The organism is Paraburkholderia sp. BL27I4N3, from assembly GCF_003386115.1.
Classification (GTDB): domain Bacteria; phylum Pseudomonadota; class Gammaproteobacteria; order Burkholderiales; family Burkholderiaceae; genus Paraburkholderia.
Genome location: NZ_QREJ01000001.1, coordinates 903,619 through 920,734, shown reverse-complemented (window position 1 = coordinate 920,734; position 17,116 = coordinate 903,619). Strand labels below are relative to the sequence as shown.

The window sequence follows — 17,116 nt, the reverse complement described above, 5'->3', positions numbered from 1 at the left end:
GCACCAACACCGAACCTGCCTCGCGTCTTGTATTTTTGGCCGTTACCCCAGCATAGCGCATCGAACCGGCGGGGCAAAAAATGAGAATCGTTACCAACGCCTGACGGCAAGCTGGCGTCGGTGCAGACGACGCATGGCAAGCGCCGTGCCACCGGCAGCGCAGGTTTTGCCGCCAGGGCGACCGCCGATGCGATCCGCGCAATGCGCGGCAGAGTTCGTAGTACGCAGGAAGATTCCCAACCCTGGCAACCGCTCGCAATCCGGCAATCGACAGCCGGGTCACCGAGGCGCCGAAAAGGCGGCACGACACTAGATAGCGTGCTTGGCTACCTTCGATAAACGACTAGTATGGTTGGGTGAGCGCCCTCCTCGGACCTCGGGGAGTACAGCATGGATCGCGACTTGTCTGTGGCACAGACCCGGCACAGAATTCCGCCCCGGTGCCCGCTCACGACGCCAATTAAATGCGGTGCGCAGTGACATGAATGCGCCCGCTTCCTCACGCCGCGTAAGAACCTGGTTGCACGTTGCAACGCAAAGCGTTCGCCGTCGACAAGACGCCGGAGCCTCTCTTGTGTTCACACGATCGATGAAAAACGATGCCTGCCCGGCGCGAAGGAGCGACAAAATGAACGCGAGTCTTCAGGCAGTGCGTTCGGGTTCCCCGGACACGGTAGTGATAGCGCGCACGAAAGAACTCGAAGACGAAGGCATCAAGGCGGCGAACGTCGACGGAATCGATCTGATCGTTCTTCGCCACAGTCACGCCATTTCGATTTTTCAGGGACGCTGCCCGCATCAAGGCACTCTCCTGTCCGAAGGCACAGTCAAAGACGGTGTGCTCACCTGCCGGGCACACAGTTGGCAATTCGACTGCTCGTCAGGCTGCAACCAGGGAGCGATTAGTTCGAATCTGAAGCGCTTCGACGCGATCGTCGAGGACGGCGAAGTTAAAGTCGATCGCAACGAGGTGCGCGCGTGGAATGCGCAGCGCGCTGACCCGGCTGGGACAATACCGTGCCGCGAATCTCCCGTGAGATCGCTTGACCAGCTTCCTGGCCCAAAGCGCGTTCCGTTTCTCGGCAATACGTTGCAACTACGTCCCGAGAAGCTGCACCTCGTCCTCGAACAGTGGTCCAGAGAATTCGGCCCTGTGTACACGTTCAGATTGATCGGCCGCCCGTTCGTTGCGATCGCCGATCCGATTCTCATCAGTCAGGTCTTGCGCGATCGCCCGGGCGCCTATCGCCGCTGGAACGTGATCGAAACCGTTGCGCGCGAACTGGGCATCAACGGCGTTTTCTCCATGGAAGGCGAGGCCTGGCGACGGCAACGGCAACTCGTCGCCAAGGCACTGGATCCTCTGCATCTGCGTGCCTTCTTTCCGCTGCTCTGCGAGATGACACGTCGGTTGCTGCAACGCTGGGAGAAAGCGAATCGCGATCAGCAATCCATTGATATCCAGAAGGATCTGATGCGATACACGGTGGACGTCACCACCAATCTCGCGTTCGGATATGACATGGACACCATCGAGAGCGAGGGCGACGTGATCCAGCGGCACCTCGAAGTCGTGTTCCCGATGATCAACCGGCGCATCAATGCGCCCTTCCCCTATTGGCACTACGTCAAGCTACCCGCCGACAAGACGCTCGATCGCGCGTTGATTGCGGTTCAGGCGCTCACGAAGGACCTGATCGCCGCCAATCGCGCACGGCTCGCACAGCGCTCGGAGACGGAGGCGATGCCCACGAATCTGCTCCAGGCGTTGCTCATGGCGCAACAGGAAGGAGAAGCGCCGCTGACAGACGACGAAGTGCTGGCCAATGTGTTCACCATCCTGCTGGCCGGACAGGACACGACGGCGAACACCATCGCCTGGGTGGCGTACTTCATGGCGTCCCTACCAGACGTCCAGCGAAAAATGCAGGAAGAAGTCGATGCCGTTATCGGACCCGCGGCCATGCTCGAAGATTTTGACGCGGGCGATGCGCTCCTCTATCTGAACGCGGTCATCAGCGAGTCCATGCGGCTCAAATCCGTTACGCCCGTTCTCGCAGTCGAGCCGAATTACGACGTGCAAGTGGGCGACATTGCGATCCCGAAGGGCGCGGTGCTGTCGCTTTTGACGCGCGAGGCAGGTTTGCAGCAAGGCGGCCATTCGGAGGCCGACGTATTCGATCCGGACCGCTGGCTCACCGGCGAGAGTGCCGCCAGCCATCATCGGGCGGGGTTCATGCCGTTCGGCTCGGGACCGCGTCTGTGTCCGGGACGCAGCCTCGCCTTGATGGAAGTGAGATCGGCCGTCGCCATGCTGTGCCGCAACTTCGATCTGTTGCTGGTGCACGACGCGGCCGAGGTGGAGGAAGTGTTCGCGTTTTCGATGGTGCCGCGAAACCTGCGCATCGAATTGCGTCGGCGTGGCTAGTCGATCTCTTCAAACGAATACGAAAGCGAGGACACCATGAGCTTTCCTGGCATTCTGCATCATGCGCGCACGCCGTTCGGGAATGGTGTCGGCTCGGGCTATCTCGGCGACGTTTCCCGAGCCGATATCGAGCGCGCATCGGAGACGATCCGGGGAACCGTCGTCCGCACACCGCTGTTGCCCTACGCCGCTGCCACGGATCGAAGCGTGTTTCTCAAACCGGAGAACCTTCAGCCACGAGGATCGTTCAAAATACGCTGCGCGCTGAATGCGGTATCGAGCCTTACGGCCGCTCAACTGGCGAACGGTGTCTATACGGCGAGCACCGGCAACTTCGCGCTTGGCGTGACCGAAGCGACGAGGGTTCGCGGCGCGGACGTCAGGGTGTATGTCACCGATACAGCAGCAAGGAGCAAAATCGAGGCGCTTCGCTCGCTGGGCGCCGAGGTGATCGAAGTGCCCTACGAAAGATGGTGGGCAATACTGTGCGGTGAAATACCGCCCGGCGAAACCGGCAAATTTCTGCATCCTTGTGCGTGTCGCGATGTGGTCGTCGGCGACGCGTCGATCGGACAGGAGATACTGGAAGACCTGCCGGATGTCGACGTGATCCTCGTGCCCTTCGGCGGCGGCGGGTTGATCATGGGTACTGCGCTGGCGTGCGAGCATTGGGACTCGCGTGCGAAATTGTATGCGTGCGAAAGCGAAGCGGCGGCACCGTTCTATTCTTCTCTTGCGGCCGGCGCTATCGTTGACGTATCTGTCGACTCGACGCCCATGATCGCGGGCATCGGCGTCTCGACCGTGCTCGACGCGAATTGGCCATACCTCAATGCGTTGGTGGACGGCGTCATTGTGTCAACGCTCGAGGACACGGCCGAAGCTATCCGCTGTCTGGCGAAGCACAATCATCTTGTCGTCGAAGGCGCGGGCGCGGTTGCGCTTGCCGCGGCTCTCCACCCTTATTTTGCCGGTAAGCGCATAGCCGCTGTGCTAACTGGAGGCGGCATCGATATGCATGTTCTGGCTTCAGTGCTGAATGGCGACCGGTCGGCGTATCTCATGCCGTCGCAGCTTCGTAACTATGAATAGAACATCACTTCGCCGCAGGCGCATACGGAAGTGCAAGCGCGGCTGGCGCTCCTAATGATCGATTGGGCGCGTGGTATCAGTAGTTCGTTCAGGATGCCGTTTGATGCGGGCGCGCCTGGACCCGCACGACAGAGTGCTTACCGCCACGCGACGGCGCTCGCATCCTGTTAACCTGGAATGGACGAAGCCGACGGAAACACCATCCCTCCTTCGGCCTCGCTCCAACGCGCGATCCATTCGGGCAACGCCGGCGATGACTGCGTCACACCGGACAGTTGCATTAACTCGGCAGTAGTCACGACACCGCCGCTTCGCTTCAGAAAGCGTGCCCGCACGATGGCCAGCGCCACTTGCGCATTGTCACGTACGAATCCTTGTTCGATGAAGATATGCTTGTCGTCCCAGCCGATCACGCGGGTCCGGACGTCATAGCGATTGCCGAGTTCGAGCGAGCGGTGAAAACGCATCGTTTCCAGCGTGACGACCGGATACCAGCGTTGAGCCTTCAATTGACGCCACAAGCCGCTGCGCATCATCAGATCGACGCGTGCCAGATCGAGGATCGTGAAATAACGGCCGTTGTTCATGTGAAGCAAGACGTCGAGGTCATTCAACCAGACGCGAAACGGCGTGACGCACATATCGAGCACATGCAGTCGGCTGCGGCGCCGGCTGGTGACTATCAGAAGCAACAAACGAAGTAGCAGACTCATGCGGAAACCCGTTGATCAAGACGCGCCGCACGCGGCGGGCAAATGTGCATGGTAGACGGGCGGATCAGGAACGGCATGCAGGTGATGGGCAAATCTGTAGAGCGCTTATTCGAAAACGAGCGGCTGCGATCGAGCCGCTGTTTGTAGACTCGCGCACCGGCTTGCTCGAGATCGAACGAGCCGAGCCCAAATGTCTCAGCGCCCTTCCGCCGAATGGCTCATTGGCCGAGTTGCAGCAGAACGCAAAGCCACTGTAACGCACCGCGTCGGAAAAATTTCCGTTAGAAAGCGCGGCAGCGTACCTTCGTTCATCGCTAACAATGCGCCGAAAGCAATCTGGATCATCACGAGGCGGAGTGGTACGCGGATCAATTGATCTGATCGTGATAGGCGCGACGAACGATCGCAGCCTTGCCGGTGGCGACCAAAAACGAAAAAGCCGCGACGCCTTACGGCGTGCGGCTTTTTTAATCTTGGTCGGGGCGAGAGGATTTGAACCTCCGACCACCTGCACCCCATGCAGGTACGCTACCAGGCTGCGCTACGCCCCGAACAGCTAAAAATTATAACAGACACTTCATTCGATTAGAACCGCCTTCTGCTCACAAACGCGACTAGTGTCCCAACAAATCGATTACATGCAGCAATTCCTTACGCAACTGCTCGACGTCTACCGTGGCGGCGGTTGTGGTTGCCGCCGGCACCGCAGCGCCCTCGCCCTCCTCGACCATATCGCCCGGCGCACCGTGCGCTCCACCGCCATGTGAATCGAGCCGGTTGCGCGCGCCGTTGATCGTGAAGCCCTGTTCATACAACAACTCGCGAATCCGCCGGATCAACAGCACCTCGTGATGCTGGTAGTAGCGACGGTTGCCACGCCGCTTGACCGGCCTCAACTGCGTGAACTCCTGCTCCCAGTAGCGCAAGACATGCGGTTTCACGCCGCATAGTTCGCTGACCTCACCAATCGTGAAGTAACGCTTCGCCGGAATCGGAGGCAAGACGACTTTTTCGATCGTCGCTGTCATCGTCAGTTAGCCGTCGTGGTGGGTTGCGCAGGAATGCGCCAGTCGATTAGCGCGTGAAGCTTGCGTCAGCGCCGTTCTCAACCAGTGCTTTCAGCTTTTGACTTGCATGGAACGTCACAACGCGACGCGCGGCGATCGGAATCGCCTCGCCGGTCTTCGGGTTTCTGCCGGGACGCTGGGGTTTGTCGCGCAACTGGAAGTTGCCGAACCCCGACAGCTTCACGCTGTCGCCACTCTCCAGCGCGTCGCGGATTACCTCGAAAAACGCTTCGACCATGTCTTTCGCTTCCCGCTTGTTGAGCCCGACATTGTCGAACAGCAACTCAGCAAGTTCCGCCTTGGTGAGCGTCGGCGTTTCAGTGGAAACGACGGCGGGTGATGTCGGAATTTCGCGAATCATGGCGCTACGCTGCGCCGTAAGAAGGGCTTCGAAATCACTCGAGTTCATTTCATTCATATCTATCAAATGGCGCGCCAAGCGGAAAACAATGGATGCGGATACAGCCGTGCAATTGTTAAATGCGGGTTATCCGCGCAACCGTGCGCCATATACTCGAGCCAGACGTTCCACCAGAGTATGAATAGCCAGATCGACCGTTTCATCCTGAAGGGTTCCGCCAGTATCTTGCAAGGTCACACGGAACGCAAGGCTTTTCTCGTGAGCGCCCAGACCACCGGAAGTGTTTGATTTTGGACGGAATTCGTCGAAAAGCACAACCTTCTGAACGGTCTTGCAGGCGGGTTCGGACTGGGCCTTCTGGAGCTCGTCCAACAGTGCCTGGACCTCGATTTTCTGATCGACGACGACCGCAATATCACGACGCACCGGCTGAAACTTAGACACTTCAGACGGAATGGGCAATACGCGCTGCATTAATGCTTCCGCTTCGATTTCAAACAGAATCGGTGCATGCGGTAAATCATATTTTTGCATCCAGCGCGGATGCAATTCGCCAATCCAGCCGACTGCGCGGCCATTCAGTTCGATACGCGCGCTACGTCCCGGATGCAACGCCGGATGTTCCGCTTTGACGAAGCGGGCGACGGCCGGCGCCAGCACGGCTTCCAGGTCGCCCTTCACGTCGAAGTAGTCGACCGTGCGCGTGGCGGCGGCCCACTGCTCTTCGAGCGCGGGACCGTACGCGAGGCCGCCGATCATCTTCGGCTGCGCGAAGCCTTCGACCGTGAGCTCACCGGCCTTGATCGACGGATCGTGCAGGAACACGCGGCCGGCTTCGAACACGCGTACGCGATCCGCCGTGCGACGGTTCAGATTCGTACGCAGCACGTGAATCAGGCTGCCGAACAGAGTCGTGCGCATCACCGACAAGTGGCTCGCAATCGGATTCAGCAGACGTACCGGCTTGTCGTTGCCGGCGAAGTCCTGTTCCCACTCGGCGTCGACGAAACTGAAGTTCACCGTCTCCGCGTAGTCGCGCGCCGCGAGCGCGTGACGGATCTCGTGGATCGAACGCTGCGTCTCATTGGTCGCGCGCATCTCGCTGGTCGCGACCGGCGGACGTGCCGGAATTCTTTCGAAGCCGTAGATGCGCGCGACTTCTTCGATCAGGTCTTCTTCGATTTCGATATCGAAGCGATACGACGGCGGCGTCACCGAGAACGTGTCTTCACTGCGCTCGAACGACAGGCCGAGGCGCGTGAAAATCTGCGCGATTTCGTCTGCATCGATCTTGATGCCGATGATGTGGTTCGCACGCGAAACACGCATCTTCACGGGCTCACGCTTCGGTACGTTGACGATCTGATCGTCGACCGGGCCGGCTGCGCCGCCGCAAATGTCGAGGATCAGTTGCGTGATGCGCTCGATATGCTCGACGGTGGTCGCATAGTCGACGCCGCGTTCGAAGCGATGGCCTGCATCGGTCGAGAAGTTGTACTTGCGCGAACGGCCACGAATGCTGTCGGGCCACCAGAAAGCGGCTTCGAGATAGATGTTGGTGGTGTCGAGCGTGACGGCCGTGCTGTCGCCGCCCATGATGCCCGCGAGACTTTCGATGTGTTGCTCGTCGGCGATCACGCCGACCGTTTCATCGAGTTCGACGGTGTTGCCGTTCAGCAGCTTGAGCGTCTCGCCCTTGCGGCCCCAGCGCACGTCCATGCCGCCGTGGATCTTGTCCAGATCGAACACGTGCGACGGACGGCCCAGTTCGAGCATCACATAGTTCGAGATATCGACCAGCGCGGAGATGCTGCGCTGGCCCGAACGCTCCAGACGCTCGACCATCCACTGCGGCGACTTGGCACGCGCGTTCACGCCGCGAATCACGCGGCCCGAGAAGCGGCCGCACAGATCCGGCGCCGAAATTTTGACGGGCAGCGTCTCGTTGAGCTTCACTTCAACCGGCTTGATCTCGAGCGGGCGCAGCGGCGCGCCAGTGATCGCCGAGGTCTCGCGCGCCACGCCGAACACCGACAGGCAATCCGCCTTGTTCGGCGTCAGCTTGATCTCGAACACGGTGTCGTCGAGATTGAGCGTTTCGCGGATGTCCTGGCCGATCGGCGTATCTTCCGGCAGGACCAGCAGGCCGCTATGATCTTCAGAGAGCTTCAGTTCGCGTGCCGAGCACAGCATGCCCTGGCTTTCCACGCCGCGCAGCTTCGAGAGCTTGATCGCGAATGGCGCGCCGCCTTCTTCAGCGGGCGGCAGTTGCGCGCCCACCAACGCGACCGGCACCTTGATGCCGGGCGCCACGTTCGGCGCACCGCACACGATGTTCAGCATCGCGCCCGTGCCGGCGTCGACCTGACACACGTTGAGCTTGTCCGCGTCCGGGTGCTTGACGACTTCCAGCACCTGGCCGACGACGATCTTCGAGGTCGGCGGCGCAGCCGGCCGCAGGTCTTCGACTTCGAGACCCGCCATCGTCAACGCGTGCGACAGTTCGTCGGTTGTCAGTTGCGGATCGACAAAGGTTCTCAGCCAGGATTCCGGGAATTGCATGGTTCTGTGTACGTTCTGATCAGGTTAGGTCCACGTCCGGCAATGTTTTGACTCGGCGCGATGTTCATGCAATGCGATTCATCGGACACTGCCGGGGACGCTGCACGCGGCAGGCACTGTGTGCCTTGCCGCGCTCTATGCTTGTCGCGTTCGTACGCGCCGGTTCAGGCGAATTGACGCAGGAAACGCAGGTCGTTTTCGAAGAACAGACGCAGGTCTTGCACGCCATAACGCAACATGGTGAGCCGCTCGAGGCCGCTGCCGAAAGCAAAGCCGATGTAACGCTCCGGGTCGAGGCCCATATTGCGGATCACCGTGGGGTGAACCTGGCCCGAGCCGGAAATTTCGAGCCATTTGCCGGCGTTCTTGCCCGTTTCGAACAACATGTCGATCTCGGCCGACGGCTCGGTGAACGGAAAATACGACGGACGGAAGCGCACGAGAATGTCGTCGCGCTCGAAGAATTTCTTGAGAAAGTCGGTGTAGACGCCCTTCAGATCAGCGAAGCTGATGTTCTCGTCGATCCACAGGCCTTCGACCTGGTTGAACATGGGCGAATGCGTCGCGTCGCTGTCCACACGGTACGTGCGGCCCGGAACGATCACCTTGATAGGCGGCGTGTTGGTGCGCGCATAGCGCACCTGCATCGGGCTGGTGTGCGTGCGCAGCAGCAGTTGGCGGCCGTCGGCATCTTTGCCGTCGACGTAGAAGGTGTCCTGCATGGAACGCGCCGGATGATTTTCCGGGCTGTTCAGCGAGGTGAAGTTGTACCAGTCGGTTTCGATTTCGGGGCCGTCGGCCACGTCGAATCCGATCGTACGGAAAATCTGTTCGACGCGCTCCCATGTGCGCATCACCGGGTGCAGACTGCCTGCGCCGGTGCCGCGGCCCGGCAGCGTGACGTCGATGGCTTCAGCGGCGAGGCGCTGGTTCAGCAGCACGTCGGCCAGCGCCTGACGGCGGGCCGTCAACGCGGCTTCCACTTGTTGCTTGACGAGGTTGATCCGTGCGCCTTCGGTCTTGCGCGTTTCGGGGTCGAGTTTGCCAAGGCCCTTCAACAGCTCGGTCAGCGCACCCGATTTGCCGAGGAAGCGCGCTTTCTCGTTCTCGAGGGTAGTGACGTCGGAGGCTTCTGCGAAGGCTTTTTGCGCGTCGGCGACAATCTGGTCCAGATCCATTGATCCCATCATTTCAACGTCAGTGTTCAATCGAAGCAAAACTGGTTCTACCAACAAAAACGGGGCTCGGTGAGGAGCCCCGTTTTTGCTGCAGCGTCACCGAGACTACCGGATCTTCGCTGCAACGAACCACGCAGTATTAATTGCCAGAAGCGCAATCAGGCTGCAACGGCGGCTTTCACCTGCTGAACGATCGCAGCAAAAGCAGCCTTGTCGAACACAGCCATGTCGGCCAGCACCTTGCGGTCGAGTTCGATCGAAGCCTTCTTCAGGCCGTTGATGAACACGCTGTACGTCATGTCGTGCTGACGCACCGCCGCGTTGATACGCGTGATCCACAATGCACGGAACACACGCTTCTTGTTGCGGCGATCGCGGTAGGCGTATTGGCCTGCGCGCATGACCGCCTGCTTGGCGATGCGATAGACGTTATTGCGACGGCCGCGGTAACCCTTGGCCAGCTTGATGATCTTCTTGTGACGGGCCCGTGCGGTAACCCCACGTTTTACTCGAGGCATGTCTTGCTCCTATGAGTTTCGGTTAAGGGTTAAGCGAACGGCAGCATTGCGCGCACGGAGTTCATATCTGCATCATGAACTGCCGTCGAACCGCGCAAATGGCGTTTGTTCTTGGTGGTCTTCTTGGTAAGAATGTGGCGCTTGAAGGCTTGACCGCGCTTGACGGTACCGCCCGGACGCACCACGAAGCGCTTTGCAGCACTCTTCTTGGTCTTCATCTTCGGCATGACAACTCCATTATTAGATGGATATGGGTGTGCGGTCGGCCATTGGCCATTACCCGCCCTTCGAAACCCACTCCACTTGGTATGCAGACCGCCTGAATTGCCGGCAGCCGCTTTTCGGGAAGCGACGCGCATTGTACACGCGTCGTTCCGAAACCTGCTGAGGCGGCACCGGACACCCGGCGCCGCCTCGTTTCAAACTTCACTCACAACCAGAGCGCGCACCACATGGTGCGCCGCAGCGCTGGTCGCTTACTTCTTTTTCTTCGGAGCGAGCACCATGATCATCTGGCGCCCTTCCATTTTCGGCATCTGCTCGACCTGACCGACTTCGTCGAGGTCCGTGCGCAGGCGCTCGAGCATGCGCATACCGATTTCCTGGTGAGCCATTTCGCGGCCACGGAAACGCAACGTGATTTTCGTCTTGTCGCCGTCGTCGAGGAAGCGGATGAGGTTGCGCAGTTTGACGTTGTAGTCGCCGTCATCAGTACCCGGGCGGAACTTGACTTCCTTGACCTGGACGATCTTCTGCTTCAGCTTGGCCTCGTGTTGCTTCTTCGCTTCCGAGTACTTGAACTTGCCGTAGTCCATCAAGCGGCAAACCGGCGGAACCGCTTGCGGAGCGATTTCGACCAGATCCACGTCTTGCTGTTCCGACATGCGGAACGCATCAGCGAGCTTCACGATGCCGAGCGGTTCGTTCTCGACGCCGACCAGACGCACCTCGGGTGCCGTAATTTCACCGTTGATGCGGTGCGCAGACTTATCAGTAGCGATGTTACGTTTCCTCTAAAATTTAAAAAAACGAGCCGGGCTGCCAAGTGGCTCAATTGAACGACTGCACGTCCTGACGCAGACGCTCAATGAAGGTGTCGGGGGGCATCACACCCAGATCGACACCGCCACGGGCACGCACGGCTACCGTTTGGGCTTCACGCTCTTTGTCGCCGACCACAAGCAGGTACGGCACCTTTTCCAGCGTGTGCTCGCGTATTTTATAGCTAATCTTCTCGTTGCGCAAATCGGCCTCTACTCTAACCCCTTGTTTTTGCAACGATTGGGCTAAAGAACGCGCATAGTCCGCCTGACTTTCCGCGATATTCATGACTACGACCTGCATCGGCGCCAGCCATGCGGGCATTGCACCAGCATGGTGCTCGATCAAAATCCCGAGGAACCGCTCCATTGATCCGACGATTGCCCGGTGCAGCATGATCGGGCGGCGGCGGCTGTTGTCTTCGGCAACGTACTCCGCGCCCAGACGCTCCGGCAGCACCATATCGAGCTGCAGCGTGCCGCACTGCCACGAGCGGCCAAGCGCGTCCTTGATGTGGTATTCGACCTTCGGGCCGTAGAACGCGCCCTCGCCCGGCAACTCTTCCCACGTCACGCCGCAGGCCGTCAGCGCCTCGCGCAGACCCTGCTCCGCGCGATCCCACGTCTCATCCGTGCCGGCACGCGCGTCCGGGCGCAGCGACAGCTTGATCTCGACATTGTCGAAGCCAAAATCCTTGTAGACGCTCATGGCCAGCGTATTGAACGCGATCGATTCGCTGATGAACTGGTCTTCGGTACAGAAAATGTGCGCGTCGTCCTGCACGAAGCCGCGCACGCGCATCAGACCGTGCAGCGCGCCGGACGACTCATTGCGGTGGCACGAGCCGAATTCCGCATAGCGCAGCGGCAGATCGCGGTACGAACGCAGACCGTGATTGAACACCTGCACGTGACCAGGGCAGTTCATCGGCTTGATCGCGTAGTCGCGCTTTTCCGATTCCGTCGTGAACATGTTTTCACGATAGTTCTGCCAATGGCCCGACGCTTCCCAAAGCGAACGGTCCATGATCATCGGCGTCTTGATTTCGAGGTAACCCGCGTCGTTCACGCGACGGCGCATGTACTGCTCGACCTGCTGCCACAGCGTCCAGCCGCGCGGATGCCAGAACACCATGCCCGGCGACTCGTCCTGCATGTGGAACAGATCGAGTTGCTTGCCGAGCTTGCGGTGATCGCGCTTCTCCGCCTCTTCGAGCATGTGCAGATACGCTTCCTGGTCTTCCTTCTTCGTCCAGGCCGTACCGTAGATGCGCTGCAATTGTTCGTTCTTCGAATCGCCGCGCCAGTAGGCACCCGCGACCTTCATCAGCTTGAATACTTTCAGCTTGCCGGTGGACGGCACGTGCGGGCCGCGGCACAGATCGGTGAAGCCGCCATGCGAGTACAGTTTGATGTCGTCGGTAGCGGGAATCGATTCGATGATCTCCGCCTTGTACTTTTCGCCGATGCTCTTGAAGTAGTCCACCGCTTCGTCGCGCGACACTACGCGGCGCGAAACGGGTTCGTCTTTCTTCGCGAGTTCCTGCATGCGCTTTTCGATCTTCTCGAGATCTTCCGGCGTGAAGGGACGGTTGTATGCGAAGTCGTAGTAGAAACCGTTGTCGATGACCGGGCCGATCGTGACCTGCGCTTCCGGGTACAGATCCTTCACCGCGTATGCGAGCAAGTGCGCGGTGGAGTGACGGATGATATCGAGACCGTCCGCGTCTTTCTCGGTGACGATGGCCAACGCCACGTCGTGATCGATCAGCGCAGACGTATCGACCAGTTCACCGTCGATCTTGCCGCCAAGCGCGGCTTTCGCGAGGCCGGGGCCGATCGAGGCGGCCACTTCGGCGACGGTCACCGGATGCTCGTACTGTCGAACAGAACCGTCAGGCAGACGTATCGAAACCATTGCGTTCTCCGAGGTGCCGACCGGCGGTGGCACATACAACCAGGTCAAAAAAACAAAAAAAATGCGGCCCCGCTTTCGAGGGGCCGCATTCACATTTCCTACTAACTACAGTGGCGAAAGTGGTCCTCGACTAGCGTCGCTCCGAAGTAGTCTCGGTCAACGTTCGCGGTGTCATAACCGTATTCGCCTTTTGCGCCAAAGGCGCTTACTGCAGCTTGCGAAACCCCGGCAAAGCCGGAATTTCTCTTTCGTTGGTAGGCTCGATTGGACTCGAACCAACGACCCCCACCATGTCAAGGTGGTGCTCTAACCAGCTGAGCTACGAGCCTGAAGAAACGAGATTATATGGAGCGCCACACTGCTTGGCAAGTACTTTTATGCACCGACTTTAAATTTCTATTCACGCGCTCACGCATGCCCAGCAGATACCTCGACTGGCCATGCGTGCGTCGCACACTCGTCAACTCTTGCGCGAAGCGCGCACCACGCCCGTGACTTCGCCGAGCAACGTGCACGCGCGCTGAATCTGCGCCGCGCTCGAGACCTCGACGGTAAATTGCATGAACGCAGCGTTACGGCGCGTTTGCGTTTTCACGCCGATCACGTTCATTTTCTCGCGCGCGAACACTTCGGAAATATCGCGCAGCAAGCCCTGCCGATCCGTTGCATCGATCGAGAGATCGACCGGATAAACCGACTGTCCGCGGCCGCTCATCACCTCCGCCGACCACGCCGTTTGCAACACACGCTCGGGCGCACGGTCGGCCATGCGCAGGAACGTCGGGCAATCGCTGCGATGAATCGACATGCCTTTGCCGCGCGTAACGAAGCCGCAGATATCGTCAGGCGGCGCGGGCCGGCAGCAGCGCGCGAGTTGCGTGAGCAACGCATCGACACCGACCACCAACACACCCGTGGACGCGCCGCGCGCCACGCTCGCGCCACTACTGCGCTTCTCGAATTGCTCCGGCGCTTCGACCACCGGCTCAGGCGGCGGCGCATCGTGCAGCGCCTGCTCGACGAGCCGCAAGCTGAATTCTTCCTTGCCCACCACGGAGAACAAGTCGTCGGTAGTCTTGAAGCCAAGCTTGGCCGCGAGCTGATCCAGATTGACCGACGTCTTGCCCTCGCGCTGCAAGGTCTTCTCGACCATCGCGCGGCCACTGGCGATATGTTCCTGCACTTCGACCGCATTGAACCACGCGCGCACCTTCTGCCGCGCGCGCGGACTTTGCAGATAGCCGAGTTGCGGGTTGAGCCAGTCGCGCGACGGCCCGCCCTCCTTCACCGCGACGATCTCCACCGTCTGACCGTTTTGCAAGGGCGTGTTCAACGGCACCATCGCGCCGTCGACGCGCGCGCCGCGGCAACGGTGCCCCAACTCGCTATGCAAGTGGTACGCGAAATCGACAGGCGTGGCGCCGTGCGGCAACGGAATCACCCGCGCCTGCGGCGTCAGCACATAGATGTGGTCGTCGTCGAGCGTGGCCTGGCGCAGTTGTTCCCACGGCTGCGACGCGCGCTTCTCACCGTGCTCGCCTTCGGAGACCTCATCTTTCCATGCGAGCAACTGACGCAGCCACGCGATCTTCTCGTCGTACTTCTCGTTGGCGGCGAACTGGCCGCCGTAACCGCGCGTGCCGGCTTCCTTGTAACGCCAATGCGCGGCCACGCCGTATTCGGCGAACTGATGCATTTCGTGCGTACGGATCTGCACTTCGAACGCGCGACCGTCGTCGCCGATCACCACCGTGTGCAGGGACTTGTAGCCGTTCGGCTTGGGCCGCGAGATATAGTCGTCGAACTCTTTCGGCACCGGTTGCCACAGGTTGTGCACGATGCCGAGCACCGTGTAGCAATCCTTGATGTCCGGCACGATCACACGAAATGCGCGCACGTCGTACAGTTCGGCGAAGTCCAGCTCCTTGCCGCGCATCTTGCGCCAGATGCTGTAGATGTGTTTCGGCCGGCCGCTCACTTCCGCGCGAATATGCGCCGCGGCCAATTCCTTTTGCAGGCGTTCGATAGCCTGCGCGACATAGCTCTCGCGCTCAACGCGTTTTTCGTCGAGCAACTTGGCGATACGCTTGTAAGTCACCGGCTCTTCGAAGCGCAGCGCGAGATCCTCGAGCTCCCACTTCAGTTGCCAGATCCCGAGACGATTGGCGAGCGGCGCATAGATATCGAGCGTCTCGCGCGCCACGTCCGGTGAAGGCGTGATTTTCGCCGCCGCGTAGTAACGCAGCGATTGCAGGCGCGATGCGAGCCGGATCAGCACCACCCGAATATCCTGCGCGAACGCGAGCAGCATCTTGCGCAGCGCCTCGACCTGCGCGCGGCGCGCAGCCTGCGCATCGCGCCCGGCTTCAGGCATGGCGTTCTGCGCGGCGCGCATGCTCACCGTGCCAAGGCGCAGCAACTTGCGCACGTCGCCGACCAGTTGCGCGACTTCTTCGCCGAAGTTGTCGGCGATCAGGCGCTCCGGGTCCTGCAGATGCGGCGTCAATGCAAACAGCGCCGCCGCCAGCACCGCCGGCGGATCGACATTGAGCTTGCGCATGATCGACGCCGTGCCCGCCGCGTGATCCGCCAGCATTTCGCCCGACGACAGCCGCACCTCGCCCGCATGCTCGCGCACGAACGCCATCGCTTCATCGAAAGAAGGAAGAGGGTTCGGCGCGTTCGTAACGGTTTCGGTATTCATGGTGCGACGGCCCACCGGGCCAGACGATTCAACGGAATTTCAACTGCACGTGCCCAGCTTACGCGCGCTGCGCAGCGACTACGCAGATTTCGACCAGGCACTTCGGATTGGCGAGCTTTGCCTCGACGGTTGCGCGCGGCGGCGTGGCGCCTTGTGCAACCCACTCGTCCCAAACCGCGTTCATGCCCGCGAAGTGCACCATGTCAGAGATGTAGATCTGCACCGACAGCAAGTGCGACTTGTCGCTGTTCACTTCGCCCAGCAGACGGTCGATGTGGCCGAGCACTTCGCGCGTCTGACCCGTGATGTCCTGATCCGCGTCTTCGGCGATCTGGCCCGCGAGGTACACGGTGCCGTTATGCACGGCGATTTCCGAGAGGCGCTTGCCGACGTGGTGACGAATGACTGCCATGGCGAATCCTGAGTTGGTTTGAAAATTGATCGGAGATGCGCTGCGCTTCGCGCCCCGTCGAGGACGCCGCGCGCAACTGCATATTATGACGCGTCGGTGGCCGGTCCGATAAAGAACTGCCTCGCGATGTCGATCTGATCGGCCGACAAAAACGCCGGCGCGTGTCCGACACCGGCGATTTCCGCGCTCGACACCGCACGCCCGGTCTCGATCATCTTCGCGACGGTTTCACGCGAGAGCAGATCGGACAGCTCGCCGCGCACCACCAGCACCGGCCCTTGAAACGAGGCCAGCGAATGCCACAGCGCGGCCTCGCCGAGCTTGGCCGCCTCCTCGGTCGTCGCGGTAAAGGGCTGCGCGATCCGCGGGTCGTAACGGAACAGCCATTTGCCGTCCTGTTCGTGCAGAAGCGGGGTGTTGATTTCGCGCCACTCGTCAGGTGTGAGCGGGCCAAAAGTCTGCGCGAGCAAGGCTGCGTAGTCGATACCTTGCTGCAGCGTTTCAAACTGCACGGGCTTGCCGAGATACTCGCCGATGCGTTGTACCGCAGCCGGCTCCAGATGCGGACCGACATCGTTCAACAACATCTTGCGGATCGGCGTCTCGGGCAACCCGGCAAGTCCAAGCCCAATCAGGCCGCCCATCGACGTGCCGAACCAGTCGACCGTCTCCACATTCAGGCGCGCGATGAGTGTGACCATGTCGGCGACGTATTGCGGCACCGTATAGAAGTTGGGGTTCGCAAGCCACGATGACAAGCCCCGCCCCGCGACATCCGGACACACCACGCGGTAAGTGCCCGCGAACTCCTGCGCGAGGCGGTCGAAATCGCGCCCTGAACGGGTCAAGCCGTGCACGCACAACAGCACGCGCGGATTGGCCGGGTCGCCCCATTCGGTATAAGCAATGCGGTGCAAGCCACCGGCGCTCGCGCACTGCACATAACGTTGGCGCGGCGCAAGCCGTCCGGTGGTGGAAGCGAACGTGGTTGCGGTCATCTGGGTTCCTTGCAAAAGCGCTGCGGGTTCGGCCTGGGCACAGCAGGGACAGATATGCGTTCAATCTTCAAACGATTGTAAACCGCTTTGCCGAGCGGCAAGAGTCGGCCGGATGGCATAGGACG

Annotated in this window: 14 protein-coding genes and 2 tRNA genes; 2 read left to right on the top strand and 14 right to left on the bottom strand. The window is 60.4% G+C overall.

From position 1 onward, the window contains the following. Window positions 1-628: 628 nt before the first annotated feature. The gene (locus B0G71_RS04210) at window positions 629-2,428 is read left to right on the top strand and encodes a cytochrome P450 (protein ID WP_116139929.1); all 1,800 of its coding nucleotides are present in this window, start codon (window positions 629-631) and stop codon (window positions 2,426-2,428) included. 36 nt (window positions 2,429-2,464) lie between these two features. After that, a complete protein-coding gene (locus B0G71_RS04205) occupies window positions 2,465-3,520 on the top strand; it encodes a threonine/serine dehydratase (protein WP_116139928.1) in 1,056 nt (351 codons plus the stop codon). Between the two features lie 167 nt (window positions 3,521-3,687). On the opposite strand, the gene B0G71_RS04200 is transcribed toward B0G71_RS04205, so the two are convergent. The 14 genes from B0G71_RS04200 to B0G71_RS04125 form a co-directional block, all read right to left on the bottom strand. Continuing rightward, window positions 3,688-4,233, bottom strand: coding sequence for a thioesterase family protein (locus tag B0G71_RS04200; RefSeq protein WP_116139926.1), 546 nt, complete (start codon window positions 4,231-4,233; stop codon window positions 3,688-3,690). A 474-nt stretch (window positions 4,234-4,707) separates the two neighbouring features. Further along, window positions 4,708-4,784 (bottom strand) — tRNA-Pro (locus B0G71_RS04190). Between the two features lie 63 nt (window positions 4,785-4,847). Continuing rightward, window positions 4,848-5,261, bottom strand: coding sequence for a MerR family transcriptional regulator (locus tag B0G71_RS04185; protein WP_116139924.1), 414 nt, complete (start codon window positions 5,259-5,261; stop codon window positions 4,848-4,850). A gap of 46 nt (window positions 5,262-5,307) precedes the next feature. Then, on the bottom strand, window positions 5,308-5,718 hold the full coding sequence (locus tag B0G71_RS04180) for an integration host factor subunit alpha (RefSeq protein ID WP_106279208.1): 411 nt from the start codon (window positions 5,716-5,718) through the stop codon (window positions 5,308-5,310). A gap of 69 nt (window positions 5,719-5,787) precedes the next feature. Next, window positions 5,788-8,223 (bottom strand): phenylalanine--tRNA ligase subunit beta, encoded by a 2,436-nt coding sequence (pheT, locus tag B0G71_RS04175; RefSeq protein WP_116139922.1) that lies wholly within the window; start codon window positions 8,221-8,223, stop codon window positions 5,788-5,790. Between the two features lie 164 nt (window positions 8,224-8,387). Then, entirely contained in the window at window positions 8,388-9,401 is a 1,014-nt protein-coding gene (gene pheS, locus B0G71_RS04170; protein WP_181196504.1) for a phenylalanine--tRNA ligase subunit alpha, read from the bottom strand. Window positions 9,402-9,559: 158 nt separating this feature from the next. Next, entirely contained in the window at window positions 9,560-9,919 is a 360-nt protein-coding gene (gene rplT, locus B0G71_RS04165; RefSeq protein ID WP_006052502.1) for a 50S ribosomal protein L20, read from the bottom strand. 29 nt (window positions 9,920-9,948) lie between these two features. Then, complete coding sequence (rpmI, locus tag B0G71_RS04160; RefSeq protein WP_012433738.1) at window positions 9,949-10,146, bottom strand: 50S ribosomal protein L35; 198 nt, start codon at window positions 10,144-10,146, stop codon at window positions 9,949-9,951. 249 nt (window positions 10,147-10,395) lie between these two features. Continuing rightward, a complete protein-coding gene (gene infC, locus B0G71_RS04155; RefSeq protein ID WP_074263967.1) occupies window positions 10,396-10,920 on the bottom strand; it encodes a translation initiation factor IF-3 in 525 nt (174 codons plus the stop codon). 49 nt (window positions 10,921-10,969) lie between these two features. Beyond that, complete coding sequence (thrS, locus tag B0G71_RS04150; RefSeq protein ID WP_116139920.1) at window positions 10,970-12,877, bottom strand: threonine--tRNA ligase; 1,908 nt, start codon at window positions 12,875-12,877, stop codon at window positions 10,970-10,972. 252 nt (window positions 12,878-13,129) lie between these two features. After that, window positions 13,130-13,206: transfer RNA gene (locus tag B0G71_RS04140), tRNA-Val, on the bottom strand. A gap of 131 nt (window positions 13,207-13,337) precedes the next feature. After that, window positions 13,338-15,581: a bifunctional (p)ppGpp synthetase/guanosine-3',5'-bis(diphosphate) 3'-pyrophosphohydrolase gene (locus B0G71_RS04135; RefSeq protein ID WP_116117817.1), complete on the bottom strand. Its 2,244-nt coding sequence runs from the start codon at window positions 15,579-15,581 to the stop codon at window positions 13,338-13,340. A gap of 58 nt (window positions 15,582-15,639) precedes the next feature. Further along, window positions 15,640-15,993 carry a RidA family protein gene (locus B0G71_RS04130; RefSeq protein ID WP_106279733.1) on the bottom strand — a complete coding sequence of 118 codons (354 nt, stop codon included), beginning with the start codon at window positions 15,991-15,993 and terminating at the stop codon, window positions 15,640-15,642. Between the two features lie 83 nt (window positions 15,994-16,076). Then, the gene (locus tag B0G71_RS04125; protein ID WP_116139918.1) at window positions 16,077-16,991 is read right to left on the bottom strand and encodes an alpha/beta fold hydrolase; all 915 of its coding nucleotides are present in this window, start codon (window positions 16,989-16,991) and stop codon (window positions 16,077-16,079) included. Window positions 16,992-17,116: the final 125 nt, after the last annotated feature.

Coding starts and splice junctions, on each gene's coding strand:
- B0G71_RS04185 (WP_116139924.1), bottom strand. CDS start 5,261: ATGACAGCGACGATCGAAAAAGTCGTCTTGCCTCCGATTCCGGCGAAG.
- B0G71_RS04125 (WP_116139918.1), bottom strand. CDS start 16,991: ATGACCGCAACCACGTTCGCTTCCACCACCGGACGGCTTGCGCCGCGC.
- B0G71_RS04130 (WP_106279733.1), bottom strand. CDS start 15,993: ATGGCAGTCATTCGTCACCACGTCGGCAAGCGCCTCTCGGAAATCGCC.
- B0G71_RS04210 (WP_116139929.1), top strand. CDS start 629: ATGAACGCGAGTCTTCAGGCAGTGCGTTCGGGTTCCCCGGACACGGTA.
- rplT (WP_006052502.1), bottom strand. CDS start 9,919: ATGCCTCGAGTAAAACGTGGGGTTACCGCACGGGCCCGTCACAAGAAG.
- B0G71_RS04205 (WP_116139928.1), top strand. CDS start 2,465: ATGAGCTTTCCTGGCATTCTGCATCATGCGCGCACGCCGTTCGGGAAT.
- B0G71_RS04200 (WP_116139926.1), bottom strand. CDS start 4,233: ATGAGTCTGCTACTTCGTTTGTTGCTTCTGATAGTCACCAGCCGGCGC.
- thrS (WP_116139920.1), bottom strand. CDS start 12,877: ATGGTTTCGATACGTCTGCCTGACGGTTCTGTTCGACAGTACGAGCAT.
- pheS (WP_181196504.1), bottom strand. CDS start 9,401: ATGGATCTGGACCAGATTGTCGCCGACGCGCAAAAAGCCTTCGCAGAA.
- pheT (WP_116139922.1), bottom strand. CDS start 8,223: ATGCAATTCCCGGAATCCTGGCTGAGAACCTTTGTCGATCCGCAACTG.
- B0G71_RS04180 (WP_106279208.1), bottom strand. CDS start 5,718: ATGAATGAAATGAACTCGAGTGATTTCGAAGCCCTTCTTACGGCGCAG.
- rpmI (WP_012433738.1), bottom strand. CDS start 10,146: ATGCCGAAGATGAAGACCAAGAAGAGTGCTGCAAAGCGCTTCGTGGTG.
- B0G71_RS04135 (WP_116117817.1), bottom strand. CDS start 15,581: ATGAATACCGAAACCGTTACGAACGCGCCGAACCCTCTTCCTTCTTTC.